Source organism: Kineococcus sp. R86509 (assembly GCF_042466365.1).
GTDB lineage: Bacteria > Actinomycetota > Actinomycetes > Actinomycetales > Kineococcaceae > Kineococcus.
On record NZ_JAXHCE010000001.1, the window covers coordinates 2311230 to 2325114 of the forward strand.

Sequence of the window (13885 nt, forward strand, 5' to 3'; positions counted from 1 at the left end):
CGATCACTTCTCCGAACGGGCGGTCAGGCGCCAGTTGAGCACGGCGAACACGGCGATGACGGCGAACACCCCGTAGGCGATGGCGGCGCCGTAGCCGTAGTTGTTGTTGTTGAAGGCCTGTTGGTAGAAGTACAGGACCATGGTCAGACCCGCCTGGCCCGGTCCGCCGCTGTTGGGGTTGATCGAGGCGTTCGAGCCGAAGAGGACCTGCGGTTCGGCGAACGTCTGCATGCCCCCGATCGTCGAGACGACGACGGTGAACAGGATGATCGGGCGCAGCAACGGGACGGTGATGGACCAGAAGGTCCGCAACGCGCCGGCACCGTCGATCTTCGCCGCTTCGTAGACCTCGGTGGAGATCGCCTGCAGACCGGCGAAGTAGATGATCGCGTTGTACCCGACCCACTGCCAGGTCATGAGGGTCGCCAGCACGATCTTGATCGTCCAGTAGCCGCTGAGCCACTCGACCCCCGGGAGCCCGATGCCCTCGAGCACCTGGTTCACGACGCCGACCTGGTTGTTGAAGATCGCCTTGAAGAAGATGGTGATGGCGACGATCGAGGTGACGGAGGGCAGGAACAGGACCACCTGGTAGAAGGTCCGGAACCGCTTGACCGCGTTCAGCATGGCTGCGATGCCCAGGCTCATGACGAGCATGGGCACGGTCGCCATGATCCAGATGAGGATGGTGTTGACGACGGCCTTGCGGAACGTCGCGTCTTCCAGCAGGAAGCGGAACTGGTCGAAACCGGCGAACGTGACCGGGTTGATCCCGTCCCAGCGGTGGAACGCCAGCCACGCCGAGAACCCCAGCGGGAAGAGCCCGAACGCCGCGAAGATCAGGAAGAACGGGCTCACCGCGACGTACTGCGGCCAGAACCGCAACGGGTTCCGCTGGGCGCCGGTCTTCGCCGGCGTCTGACCCGGAGGTCGCGAGCGGCTGCGCCGGAACCCTCGGTCGAGGCTGGCGGAGCTCACTTCAGGCCCTGCCGCTGGGCGATGTCCTTCGCGGCCGAGACGGCGTCGGTCCAGGCCTGGTCGGGGTTCTTGCCGTTGGCCTCGACGTTGGTCAGCTCGTTGAGGTAGGCAGCCTGGATGGCGGAGTCGGACGCCGCGACGTACTGGGAGGGGACCTCCTTGCCCGCCGGACCGAAGATGTCGATGGTCTTCTGTCCACCGAAGAACTCGTCACCGCCGGTGAGTGCGGGCAGCTCCCACGCGGCCGGGTCGGCGGGGAAGATGCTGGCGTCGGTGAACGCCTCACCCTGGTTGTCGGTGCCCAGGATCCACTTGATGACGTCGAAGGCGGCCTGCTTGTCCTTCGTCGCCGCCGGGATCGTCAGGAACGACCCACCGAAGTTCGTCGGCTTGACCGGGTTGTTCGCCACCATCCACTTGCCACTCGTGTCCGGGGCGGCGAGCTTGATGTCCAGGGCGTGCCAGGCGGCACCGAGGTCGATGGCCACGACACCCGAAGCGGTCGACGCCTCCAGGCTCTGCGCGACGTTCGCGTTGAGGCCCAGCGTCTGCGCCTTGACCGTGGTGTCCCAGGCCTGCTTCATCTCGTCACTGTCGCCGACGAACGCGTTGTCCTCGCTGACGAAGCGCTGCGAGAGCTGACCGACGATGATCTGGAAGACGTTCGCCAGCTGCGGGACCGGGAAGCTGGCCGGGACCTTGCCGTGCAGCTCCTGGCCGAAGGCGTAGAAGTCGTCCCACGTCGAGGTGGCCGCGGCGACCGCGGTCGGGTCCGTCGGCAGGCCCGCCTGGGCCAGGATGTCGCTGCGGTAGAACATCGCGGTGGGGCCGATGTCGATCGGGAACCCCAGCTGCTTGCCGTCCTGGGTCTGCGCCTCGGCCCACTTCCAGGCCAGCTGCGAGGACGCGATGTCCTTCGCACCGAACTGGTTGAGGTCGGTGAACTTGTCCGCCACGGAGCGGAAGTAGGGCATGTCCTCGCCCTTGACCCCGGTGACCTGGGGGATGAAGGAGCCACCCGTCAGGGTGGTCTGCAGCTTCTGCTTGAAGTCGCCGCCGACCTTGTTGGGCTTGATGTCGTCCTTGGGGAACTGCGTCTTGGACGAGTCGACGACCTTGTCGCTCAGGCCACCGTTCCAGTACCAGAGGGCGAGGCCGCTGGAGGAGCCTCCACCGCCGGAGCCGCCGGCACTGGTGGAGCAGGCCGACAGGGCCCCGGCTCCCAGTGCGGCCAGACCGGAACTCAGGAGGAGGTTGCGACGGGACAGCAGCATGGCGAGACCCTTCTCGACGTCTGATCATCGTGAGCGATCGCGCAACTGCGGCGACTCTCATCGACGAGATTGCGCGAACGGTACTTGCCAAATGCGCGAACGCGCAAGGTATTCTGTCGATCGTGCAAGCGAAGGAGCGACGCGAAGCGATCGTCGAGGTCGTCCGCAACCAGGGACCGGCAACGGTGTCGGAACTGGTGGAACGCCTCGGCCTCTCCGAGGCGACGATCCGCCGGGACCTGGTCAAGCTGGACGACGCCGGCCTCCTCAAGCGCGTCCACGGCGGCGCGCGTCCGGTGGACCTGCGCGACGACGTCTACGCCGACCTCGTCGACCGGCAGGGGGACCACAAGGAGTCCATCGCCCGCGCCGCGGCGGCGCGCATCGGTGACGGCCAGTCGGTGCTGCTGGACATCGGCACGACGGTGGGTCGGGTCGCCCGCTACCTGCACGGCCGCCCGATCACCGTCATCACCCGGAACCTGGCCGTCTTCACCGAACTCGTCGACGACCCCGCCCTGGAACTCGTGCTGCTGGGGGGCGCGGTGCGCCCCGCGCACCGGTCGCTGGTGGGCTACCTGACCGAGGAGAGCCTGCGGCAGCTGCGGGCCGACGTCCTGCTCCTGGGGACGAGCGGCATCCGCCCCAGCGGCCACTCCGTGGACACCGTCACCGACGAGGTCCCCGTGAAGCGCGCGATGATCGCTGCCGCGGACGAGGTGGTCATGCTCGCCGACTCCTCGAAGTTCCCCGGCAGCGGCACGGCGACCGTCTGCGACGTCGGCGCCTACCACCACCTCATCACGGACACGGCCCCGGAACCCCGGACGGGTGGCGCCCTCAATCTCGGCGGGGTCTCCGTGGAGGTGGCCCGACAGGTCGTTCACCACTCGTAGCGCAGGTCGCGCGTCGGCCCGGTCGACGCGACGTCGCGCACCTGCCCGACCGGGTGCCCGGCCCGGAACTCCCCGGGCACCACCCCGACCGCCGCCAGCAGCAGCGGCGCCACCTCGTGGCTGCGCAACGTCGTGGCGTCGGCCACCACCGCGGGCACCGCGCCGCCGAGACGGTGGACGAGCAGGAACGAGCGGCGGACGACCGTCTCGTCCTCACCGTGACCGCCCTGGGGTTTGTGCCCGTGGTCGGTCGTCACGGCGACGAGCCAGTCCTCACCCAGCTGCTCCACCCGTTCCGCGACGGCCTTCACGAGGAACCGGACGTGCTCGTCCACGGTGCGCAGCGCCTCGAGGTACTCCGCCCCGGCCGAGCCGTACCGGTGACCGGTCTCGTCGACGCCCTCGAAGTGCACGAACGTGGCGTCGGGTCCCTCGTGGTTCAGGACCCACGCCGCGCGGCTGCGCACCTGCCGGTCCGCGGAACGGCACCCGTCACCGAAGTCGGTGGCCGCGAACAGCTGGTGCTGGCCCCCGACGTGCTGGTCGGGCCGGGTGTGGACCACCGGCCCCGGGCCGCTCGGGTCGACCAGACCGGCCCACGTGGACGCGGCGAAGGTACGGGCCCGCGGGTCGGCGAAGAACACCCGGGAGAGCAGGTCGGGGCAGCGGGCGAGCCGGTGACCGACGAACTCGTTCCACCAGACGTTGTTCTCCTCGTGGGTCGTGCCCGTCAGCAACGACGCCCAGCCGGGACCGGAATCCGTCGGCGGGGTCATCCACACCGGGACCACCCGGCCCCCGGCGGCGAGCCGCTCCAGCGTCGGCGCGACCGGGGCGCCGGGGTTCCCGGGGGCGAGCCCCGGTGGCGGGCCGGACGCCGCGAACCGGGGGTCGCCCGGGTGGTCGGGCTCGGCGAACCCCGGGTCCGCGGCCACGACGTCCGGCAGGGCGAGGTCGACCCGGACCCCGTCGAGGCCGATGAGCAGCAGTTTCACCGCGCCCGCACGCTCCAGGACCACGCGTGCGTCCCCGCACCGATCCGAAACTGCGGCAGCGCGTTCGGACCGCACGACGCCGATCCGAGACCGCGGTGACGCACGTCGAGGGTGACGCCGGAGGCCGTCACCGTGGCGTGCACCGGCTGGTCGAAGGAGAACCGCACCCCGCCCAGGTGGAGTTCGCGGACGCCGGTGCGGCCACCGTTCTCCTGCGGGCGCACGTAGGGCACTCCGAGCCCGGCCACCGGGAGCTCGTGCCAGCCGGTCGGGGCGGTGCAGCGGTCGGGGTAGGTCTCCCACGGCCCGGTCCCGAACCAGCGGGCCACGTCGGGGACGGGGAGGGCGACCCGGACCCCGATGCGGGGCAGGTCGTCGAAGCCCTCGGGGACCTCGACGGTGTCGTCGCAGCCCAGGACGTCGCCGGCCACCCGGAACCGCTGGGTGTGCACGACGTCGCCCACGGCGGTCTTCAGCCGGGAGACGACGACGGTCGCCTCCCCGTCCGCCCGGACGCTCTCCACGACGGCCCCGGTCTCCTCGAGGCCGGCGACGATCCACCGTTCGGCGTCACCGGCGATGACGTCGTTGTCGGTCGGGTCGCGCCACAGCGTGAGTTCCGGACGGGTGGGCAGACCGGGGAAGGAGACCTGTCCCTCGTCGTCCACGGACGCCGGGGACCAGACGGCCTCCTGCACCACCGCGACGTCGGCCAACCGCACGGCCGGACGGCTCACCTCGGCCCCGGCCGGGTTCCACGGGGTGTCCACGGCCTGGCTGAGCAGCAGTTGCAGCCACCGCTCACCGCTCCCGGCCGCGACGACCTCGGCGGGGAGGGCGACGACGGCGCTGCAGCCGGGGGCGAGGTCCGGCAGGACGGCGGGAACCGTCAGCGAGGTCCCGTCCGTCGCGTCGAGGCGCCACTGCGCCCGCAGGTGACCCAGACCCGAGAAGTCGAGGGCGTTGCGGATCCGCACGTCACCGTCCACGACGGACAACCGGACGGGGGAACTCAGCTCACGGTGCTCGAACATCGCGGGTTTCGCGGTGCCGTCCGGGAACGTCATCCCGTCCAGGCAGAAGGCCCCGTCGTTGGGGGTGTCGCCGAAGTCGCCGCCGGAGGCCCAGCGGAAACCTTCGGCGGGGACGCCGTCGGCGAACGACCCCGCTCCGGCCCGACCGGCCGGGAGGCCGTCGGCGCTGCGCTGCAGGATGCCGTGGTCGGCGAACTCCCAGACGAACCCGCCTTGCAGGCCGGGCAGCGACTCGATGGCCTGCCAGTACTCCGCCAGCGACCCGTTGGAGTTGCCCATGGCGTGGGAGTACTCGCACTGGATCACGGGACGGATCGGCGGGTTCTGGGTGACGTGGTCGACCATCTGCCCGATGTGGGCGTACATGGGGCAGACGATGTCGCTCGCGGCGAACCCCGCGTTCCAGTCGTCCTTGATCGCCCCTTCGTACTGGACGGGTCGGGTCGGGTCGTCGCGACGGATCCAGGCCGCGACGGCGTCGTGGTTGGCGCCGTAGTCGCTCTCGTTGCCCAGCGACCAGATGATGACACTGGGGTGGTTCCGGTCGCGGCGCACCATGCGCGCCACGCGCTGGGTGAACGCCGGCAGGTAGGCGGGGTCGTCGCAGATCTCGTGGGCCCAGGCGTGGGACTCGATGTTCGCCTCGTCGACGACGTAGAACCCGAGCTCGTCGGTGAGGTCGTAGAACACCGGGTCGTTCGGGTAGTGCGAGGTCCGCACCGCGTTGAACCCGAAACGCTTCAGCGTCAGCAGCTCCTCGCGCACCTGCTCGCGCGTGACGACCCGGCCGGTGAGCGGATCGCGGTCGTGGCGGTTCATCCCGCGCACGAAGATCCGGCGGCCGTTCACCAGCAGGTCCGCCCCGATGACCTCGACGGTCCGGAAACCCACCCGCTGCACCACGGAGTCCACGAGGGCCCCCGTGGCGTCGCGCAGTTCGACGGTCAGCTCGTGCAGGACGGGCGTCTCCGCGGTCCACGTCGCGATCCCGGGGAAGATTCCCGCGAAGCGGGCCCGGCCCCGGTAGAGGGAGATCCGCTCGTCGTCGAGGTCGCGGGCGTGCGCCACGGCGTCGAAGGCGAGCTCGGAGCCCGCCAGCCGGGTGGCGACCCGCCACCCCGCGGGGAGTCGTCCCTCGTCGGAACCGACCCGGACGTCGACGTCGAGGCGACCGTCGGCCCGAGCCACGGTGCGGACGTCGGACAGGTGCAGGACGGGTCGGGTGACCAACCGCACCGAGCGGGTGAGGCCGCCGTGCCACCACTGGTCCTGGTCCTCGACGAACGTGGCCGACGACCACTTCACCACGGTGAGTTCGACCTGCACGGTCGCACCGGGCGCGGCCCACGCGGTGACGTCGAACTCCGCGGCCAGGTGGGAGTCGGTGCTGCTGCCGACGTCGTGGCCGTCGACCCGGACGAGCAGGACGCTCTCGGCCGCGCCGACGTGCAGCAGCACCCGCTGCCCGGCCCACTCGGCGGGAACCTCGACGGAACGCCGGTAGACCCCCGTCGGGTTGTGCTCCGTCGGCGGGGTCGGCGGCAGGTCCGGCCACGGCATCTGGTCGTTGGTGTACCAGGGCGGGTCGGGGACCTCACCCCACAGCGAGGGTTCGGTGGTCCAGCAGCCGGGGACCTGCGCCGTCAGCCACCGCTCCCCCGCAGCGGCGTCGGGGCGCGGGCGCAGCTGGAACTCCCAGTCGCCGTCGAGGTCCACGCAGGTCGCACCGTCGTCGGGGACGGCGCGACGCAGCGTCGACAGGGGTTCCCGGCGGCGGCCGACGTGTTCGGGGTCGAGCCACACCGGGGGCTGGCCGTCGCTCACGCGCGGGCCAACCGCAGGCTGAGGACCTCGAACGGGCGCAGCGCGAAACCGACGCTCCCGTCCTCGAGCAACGAGGCGATCCCGCGTGCGGCCGCGGTCCCGTCCTGCGCGGGGTCCTCGAGGAGGTCGACGACGGTGACCTCGGCGAGGTCGAACGAGGTCCGCAGTTCCCCCTTGGCCCGGGCGCCCCACGCCTCGTAGATCCGGACGATCACGTCGCCGGAACCGTCCTCGGCGAGCTTCACGGCCTCCAGCGTGGCGCCGGACCCGGTGACGGTGACCGGTGCGGCGGGGAGTTGCGCCGGACCGTCGACGACGCGCAGCGGCAGGTTCAGGTCGTAGCCGCTGCGCACGGCGTCGGCGATCCGCGCCCCCGGGACGAGGGAGTAGGACAGGACGTGCGCGCCCTGGTCAGCCTGCGGGTCGGGCATGCGGGGGCCGCGGACGAGGGAGAGCCGCACGGTCGTGGTGGACCCGCCGTCCTCGCGGGCGGCGCGGGTCGTGTCGTGGCCGTAGGTGGCGTCGTTGGCGACGGCGACCCCGTAACCGGGTTCGGCGACGTGGACCCAGCGGTGCATGGCCGTCTCGAACCGGGCGTAGTCCCAGCTGGTGTTGGTGTGGGTCGAGCGCTGCACGTGGCCGAACTGGATCTCCGAGGAGCTGACCGCCGCGTGCAGGTCGAGCGGGAACGCGGCCTTGAGGAACTTCTCCTGCTCGTGCCAGTCGATCTCGGTGCGCACGTCGAGGCGGTCGGACCCGGCGCTCAGCACGTACTCCTGCACGATGCGCGAGTTCCGCACGGTCCGGACGACGCAGACGCGGGCCCGCAACGGGGAGTCCTCGACCACGCTCACCTCGTCGGCCGCGACGAGGTCGACGACCCGGTTGCGGTAGTGCTGGTCGACGTCCCACGCGTCCCAGTTGTTCGGGAAGTCGCTGTGCAGCTGCAGCAGGTTCCCGCGGGTCCCGGGGGCCAGGACCTCGCGGTCGTTGACCTCGTCGACGACGGAGGACAGCAACCCGTCGGCGTCGACGACCACCGTGAGGGTGCCGTTGGCCAGCGTCGTGACCCCGTCCTGCGCCTGCACGGTGACGGGGACCACGACGTCCGTGCCCGCGTCGGCGAGGACCACGGCGCCGGAGGCCGGCACCCGGACGAGGGCGCCGTCGACGACGTCGGTCCGTTCGTGCGGGGCGGTGTTCAGCAGGACCCGCGAGCCGGTGCCGAGCGCGTTCACGGCCTGGGTGGTGAGCCGTTCGAGGTCGGTGCGGACCTGCCCGTAGGTCGCCTCGGCCTCGCGGTGCACCCAGGCGATGGAGGAGCCGGGGAGGATGTCGTGGAACTGGTGCAGCAGGACGATCTTCCACAGCCGGTCGAGTTCGGCGTGCGGGTAGGCGTAACCGGGGACGTTCAGCGCGGCCGTCGTCGCCCACAGCTCCGCCTCGCGCAGCAGGTGCTCGCTGCGACGGTTCCCGGCCTTGGTGCGGGCCTGGCTGGTGTAGGTCGCACGGTGCAGTTCGAGGTAGAGCTCCCCCGCCCAGACCGGTGCGTCCGGGTACTCCGCGCGGGCGTCGGCGAAGAACTGGTTCGGGTCCTCGACCTTGACCTTCGGCGACCCCTCGAGGTCGGCGAACCGGCGGGCCCGCTCCAGCATCTCGCGCGTGGGGCCGCCACCGCCGTCACCGTGGCCGAACGGCGCGAGGGAACGGGTACCGCGGCCCTTCTCGGAGTAGTTCGCGACGGCGTGCGTCAGTTCCTCGGCGGAGAAGATCGCGTTGTAGGTGTCGACGGGCGGGAAGTGGGTGAAGATCTGCGACCCGTCGATGCCCTCCCAGCGGAACGTGTGGTGCGGGAACTTGTTCGTCTGGTTCCAGGAGATCTTCTGGGTGAGGAACCACTCCATCCCGGCGAGGCGGGCGATCTGCGGGTAGGCCCCCGAGTACCCGAAGGAGTCGGGCAGCCACACACCCTTGCAGTCGACGCCGAACTCCTCGCGGAAGAAGGACTTGCCGGTGACGAACTGGCGGACGAGGGCCTCACCGCCGGGGAGGTTCCCGTCGGCCTCGACCCACATGCCCCCCACGGGGACCCACTGCCCGGCGCGGGCCGCGGCCTGCATGCGGGCGTAGACCTCGGGTGAGCGCTCCTTCACCCACGCGTACTGCTGAGCCTGGGAGCAGGCGAAGACGAACTCCGGGTACTCCTGCGCCAGGGCGGTGACGTTGGCGAACGTGCGCGACGTCTTGCGCTTCGTCTCGCGCAGCGGCCACAACCACGCCGAGTCGATGTGGGCGTGGCCGACCGAGGACAGCGTGTGGGCGCTGCGGACGGCCGGGGAGGACAGCACGTCCGCGAGCTGCGCGCGGGCCGCGGTCGCGGTGCCCGAGACGTCGTCGAGGTCGAGGGCGTCCAGCGCGCGGTCGAGGGCGCGGGCGATCTCGTAGCGGCGGGGTTCGTTCTCGGGGAGGTGGCGCATGAGGTCGTCGAGGACCTCGACGTCCACGGCCAGCATCCACACCTCCTCGTCGAGGACGACGAGGTCGGCGACCTTCATCGTGTAGAGGTGCTTCTCGCCCGCGGTCGCCTTGTCCCCCAACGGGGTCGGCTTCATGTCGTCGGCCATGACGTCGGGGTTGGCGGCCATCTCGAGCAGCCAGTCGACGGTCTCCCCGCCCTGCGCGTCGCGGACGACGGGCACGACCTGGTTGTCGGGGGCGACCCCCTTGATCGGGACGCCGTCGAGGGTGTGGACCAGCGCCTCGGCCTGGTTGCCCGGCCAGTCGCCGACGAAACCCAGGTCGAAGTGGGCCTCGACCCGGCGACCGGCCCACTCCGCGGGGACCTCGGCCTGCGCCCGCACCCACGTCGTCGACCACGGCCGGCCCCACGTCGTGCCGATCGCGAACCCGCCGAACTCCCCGGCGGCCAGCGCGGCGACGGCCTCGGTGGCCGGGACCGGCTCGTCCGGCACCAGCCAGGCCGACAGGGTCATCGGCACCCGGTGGGAGTGGACGGCGGGACGGATGCGGTGGGTCAGGACGCGGTGGACGCGCCCCTCGACCAGGGATCGGTCGTCGTGCACGGGGGTTCTCCTCGGTGAGTTTCGGGGCGCGGCGGGGGGCTGGTTCAGAGCCGGATCAGGGCCGGATCAAGGCCGGATCAGGAACGGTCGAACACGGCGGCGACCTCGGGGATCCGCTCGACGTAGCCGGCGAGCAGCTTCTCAGCGACGTCGGTGGAACGGACCAGCGGGTGGGTCGCGAAGGCCAGCAACGCCTCGGAGCGGTCACCGTGGACGGCGGCGGCGATGACGTGGCGTTCGACGGCCTTCACCTGCTGCATCAACCCGAGCTGGTGCAGGTCCGGGGCCGGCGTCGCGAACGGGCGGACCCCGCTGCCGTCGACGGCCACGGGGACCTCGACGACCGCGTCGGCCGGCAGTCCGGCGATGGTCGAGCCGTTGCGCACGTTGAGGATCGCGGTCGAGGGTTCGTCGCGGCTGATGGCGGCCATGACGGCCAGCGCCACCCCGGCGTACCCCTGCTGGGACGGGTCGGTCTCCGGCGGCTCGGGGTTCTCGGGAGCGCCCTGCTCACCGCCCTTGGCCTCGGCCATGTAGCTCGCGCTGCGGTCGAGGACGGTGTCGCGCCACAGCTTCGCGGCGCCGGAACCCGCGTGCGGGAGGGCGTCGAAGAACTCGCCCTGGGTCTTGAGCAGGAACTCCCCCCGGGTCATGGCGGACTCGCGGATGCGCGCGACGGCCTCGGCGTTGCGGTACCAGTAGTAGAGGTACTCGTTGGGGACCGCGCCGAACGCCTTGAGCCACGGGGCGCCGAAGACGTGCTGCTCCTCGAGCTGGGCGAGCAGTCCGTCGTCCCCGAGCAGGTCCGGCAGCACGTCGCGGCCACCGACCTCGACCCGGCGCAGCCAGCCGAGGTGGTTCAGGCCGACGTAGTCGAGGCGGGCGTGGTCGGGGTCGTGGCCGAGGAGCAGGGCGACCCGGCGTCCGAGGCCGGACGGGGTGTCGCAGATCCCGAGCGCCTTGTCCCCGAGGACGCCCTGGAGGGCCTCGGTGATGATGCCGGCGGGGTTGGTGAAGTTGAGGAAGTAGGCGTCCGGGGCGAGTCGCTTGACCCGCTCCGCGACGTCGAGCATGAACGGGACGGTGCGCAGGGCGTAGGCGAGCCCGCCCGGACCCGTCGTCTCCTGGCCGAGCACCCCGAGGTCGAGGGCGACCCGCTCGTCGGCGCAGCGCCCTTCGAGCCCCCCGACGCGGACGGCCGCGAAGACGAAGTCGCTGCCCTCGACGGCACGGTCGAGGTCGGTCGTGGTCTGCAGGCGCGGCGGATCGGGGAAGCCCTCGGACAGCTGCTCCAGCACGGCACGCATGCCGGCGAGGCGCGCCTCGCTGGTGTCCTGCAGCGTCACGGTCGTGATGCGCGGGAACCCCCGGTCGCGCAGCAGCGCCTGCCAGACGAACGGGGTCCGGAAGCCGCCCCCGCCCAGGATCGCCAGCTTCACTCGACAGCCCCTCGTTGCTCGTTCACGCAGGGAGGATATGACCGAACGCGCATCCTTGACTAGTCTTTCGCGAACCGACCTGCACGAACGATCAGTGAATCGAGGGGTGTCCCGTGACCGAGCTCGACCTCGTCTTCGGTGGCCGGGTGTTCTGCGACCTGGTGATGTCCGGGGTGGAGGCGCCCCTGCCCGGCGCGGAGGTGTTCGCCGACGGTTTCACCGTGACCGCCGGCGGAACGGCCACCCGCGCCGTCGCCGGCGCCCGCCTCGGGTTCGGGACCGCCCTCGTGGGCGCCGTCGGGACGGACGTCTTCGGCGGCGCGGTGCGGGCCCAGCTCGGCGCCGAACCCGGGCTCCGCCTCGACTGGCTCGCGGAACTCCCCGACGCCCACACCGCCGTCACGGTCGCGCTCACGAACGCCGCGGAACGCAGTTTCATCACCTACGAGGAACGCGCCACCTGGCTGCCGGAGTCGCTGCCCCGGGCGTTGCCGCGGGTGGCGGCCTGCCACGTCGGGATCGCCGAGGGCATCCCGGCCTGGGTCCGCGACCTGCGCGCACAGGGCACGTTCGTCGTCGGTGGCGTGGGCTGGGACGACACCGGCCGGTGGGACCCCGCGACCCTCGACCGCCTCGCCGACGTCGACGCGTTCGTCCCCAACGAGGACGAGGCGCGGCTCTACACCCGGACGGGGAACGCCGACGAGGCCCTGGAAGCCCTGGCCGCCAGGACCGGGGTCGTCGTGGTGACCCGCGGGGCCCGCGGGGCCGTCGCGCTCGACGCGGGCACGGGTGAACGTTGCGAGGTCCTCGCCCCACCCGTCGCCGCGATCGACCCCACCGGCGCCGGCGACTGCTTCGTCGCCGCCTTCTGCGGAGCGCGCACGGCGGGCTGGGACCTGCGCACCGCCGTCGCCTTCGCCGTCCTCGCCGGGTCGGTCTCGGTGCAGCGGCTCGGCGGGGCGACCAGCGCCCCGACCGCCGCGGAACTCGCGGGGCTCGTGCGCGCCGGCCTCGACCGCGACGACCTGCCGAGCGGTGCGTGGACCAGGGTCCTCGACCACCTCGACCGTGTGGTGGTCAGCTGAGTCCCTGCAGCGCAGGCGCTCCCGCGGGGTAGTAGGCCCGCATCCAGGCCGGGAACTCCTGCAGGATCCGGTCGTAGAGTTCCGCGTCGTCGACGGCGTCGAGGTCGTCGAGGGCGAAGAACCCCGTGTTGTCGTGCGCCCGGCCCTCGAGGGTGTCCAGCTTCTCGAGGATCCCGTAGTTGCTGCGTCCGATGCCGATGAACTGCCAGAACACGGGTTCGCGGTCGACGGCGCGGATCGCCTTCTCGGTGCCGCGATTGTCGGTCACGCCCCCGTCGTGGAAGAACAGGACGAGGGTCGGGATGTCGAGGCGGTTCTTCGCGACGTAGCGGGCGACGTCCTCGATCGCGGCCTTCTCGTTGTTCCACCCCTCGGCCTCGGTGTAGCGCTTGCTGGTGTACCGCTCGATCCACTGCGGCAGGGTCGCGATGGTGATGTCCTCGAGCTGCTTCGCCCGGCCACCCATCGCCCAGGCCTGCATCTCGGCGCCGTCGTCGACCTGCGCCGCCACCGGGGCGACGCGTTCCACCGCCCGCGAGAACACCCCCTTGCGGTACAGCGAACTGGTGCTGCCGGAGACGTCGAGCACGACGATCACCCGGCACCGCAACCCCGTCATCCGGTGCTTGGTCAGGACGAGGGCGACCTTCTCCTTGCGCAGGTTGAGGTTCTTGCGCATCTCGACCGGGAGCGCGTCCTCGCCCTTGGTGAAGGAGACCTTCGGGACCACCGGTTCCGGCGCGGGTGTCCCGGGGTCGTCGACGTCCACCCCGAAGTCGCCCGCCAACCCGGCGAGACCGTTGTCGTAGCCCTGGCCCACCGCGCGGACCTTCCAGGCACCGCCGCGCTGGTAGAACTCCGCGAGGACGACGACGGTCTCCGACCCCAGCCGCGCGGGCGTGAACTCCACCGCTTCCCCGGACCCCTCGACGCGCAGGCTCACCGTCGTCCCGGCGAAGGTGGCGCCCTCGGCGGCGGGACTGGCGACCACGACGACCTTGTCCGCCCCGGGGCGCAACGCGGTGAGGTCGAGCGCGAGCGCCGTCCCGTCGAGGCGGACGCCGGGGGCGGTGGGCTGGTTGAAGAAGACCATGTCGGCGTCGCCGGCGACCTTGCCGTCGGCGCTGACGACGAGGGCGGTGACGTCGACCGGGCCGGTGACGTGCGCGCGGACGGAGGTCGCGGTCAGCGGAGCGTTGCCGCCTTCGGTGAGCGTGGGCACCTCCTCTTCCTACCGCACGGAGGGGGGCACCGCCTGGACCTGGCAGGACGGC

General features: G+C 71.6%; 9 protein-coding genes. 2 read left to right on the forward strand and 7 right to left on the reverse strand.

Annotation, left to right across the window (positions count from 1 at the left end; genetic code table 11):
• Positions 1-3: 3 nt before the first annotated feature.
• Positions 4-978, reverse strand: a complete 975-nt coding sequence (locus tag SJY07_RS11135) for a sugar ABC transporter permease (RefSeq protein ID WP_328294203.1) — start codon at positions 976-978, stop codon at positions 4-6.
• Positions 975-2252, reverse strand: coding sequence for a hypothetical protein (locus SJY07_RS11140; RefSeq protein WP_328294202.1), 1278 nt, complete (start codon positions 2250-2252; stop codon positions 975-977). Before SJY07_RS11140 ends, SJY07_RS11135 begins: the two co-directional genes overlap by 4 nt.
• Before the next feature lie 122 nt (positions 2253-2374).
• Between SJY07_RS11140 and SJY07_RS11145 the strand changes: the two genes are divergently transcribed.
• Positions 2375-3148, forward strand: coding sequence for a DeoR/GlpR family DNA-binding transcription regulator (locus SJY07_RS11145; RefSeq protein ID WP_328294201.1), 774 nt, complete (start codon positions 2375-2377; stop codon positions 3146-3148).
• Here SJY07_RS11145 and SJY07_RS11150 read toward each other — a convergent pair.
• The 4 genes from SJY07_RS11150 to SJY07_RS11165 form a co-directional block, all read right to left on the reverse strand.
• Positions 3136-4143: an alkaline phosphatase family protein gene (locus SJY07_RS11150; protein WP_380162270.1), complete on the reverse strand. Its 1008-nt coding sequence runs from the start codon at positions 4141-4143 to the stop codon at positions 3136-3138. The genes SJY07_RS11145 and SJY07_RS11150 overlap by 13 nt on opposite strands.
• Positions 4140-7001 (reverse strand): glycoside hydrolase family 2 TIM barrel-domain containing protein, encoded by a 2862-nt coding sequence (locus SJY07_RS11155; protein ID WP_380159111.1) that lies wholly within the window; start codon positions 6999-7001, stop codon positions 4140-4142. Before SJY07_RS11155 ends, SJY07_RS11150 begins: the two co-directional genes overlap by 4 nt.
• Positions 6998-10084, reverse strand: coding sequence for an alpha-mannosidase (locus tag SJY07_RS11160; RefSeq protein WP_380159113.1), 3087 nt, complete (start codon positions 10082-10084; stop codon positions 6998-7000). The genes SJY07_RS11155 and SJY07_RS11160 overlap by 4 nt, the downstream gene beginning before the upstream one ends.
• Positions 10085-10161: 77 nt before the next feature.
• Positions 10162-11523 carry a 6-phospho-beta-glucosidase gene (locus SJY07_RS11165; RefSeq protein WP_328294197.1) on the reverse strand — a complete coding sequence of 454 codons (1362 nt, stop codon included), beginning with the start codon at positions 11521-11523 and terminating at the stop codon, positions 10162-10164.
• Between the two features lie 113 nt (positions 11524-11636).
• Between SJY07_RS11165 and SJY07_RS11170 the strand changes: the two genes are divergently transcribed.
• Positions 11637-12611 (forward strand): carbohydrate kinase family protein, encoded by a 975-nt coding sequence (locus SJY07_RS11170; protein WP_380159115.1) that lies wholly within the window; start codon positions 11637-11639, stop codon positions 12609-12611.
• Here SJY07_RS11170 and SJY07_RS11175 read toward each other — a convergent pair.
• The gene (locus SJY07_RS11175) at positions 12604-13833 is read right to left on the reverse strand and encodes a VWA domain-containing protein (RefSeq protein ID WP_328294195.1); all 1230 of its coding nucleotides are present in this window, start codon (positions 13831-13833) and stop codon (positions 12604-12606) included. The two genes, SJY07_RS11170 and SJY07_RS11175, sit on opposite strands and share 8 nt — an antisense overlap.
• Positions 13834-13885: the final 52 nt, after the last annotated feature.

Excerpts from the sequence above, each read along its gene's own strand:
- SJY07_RS11140 (WP_328294202.1), bottom strand. The coding sequence starts at position 2,252 with ATGCTGCTGTCCCGTCGCAACCTCCTCCTGAGTTCCGGTCTGGCCGCA.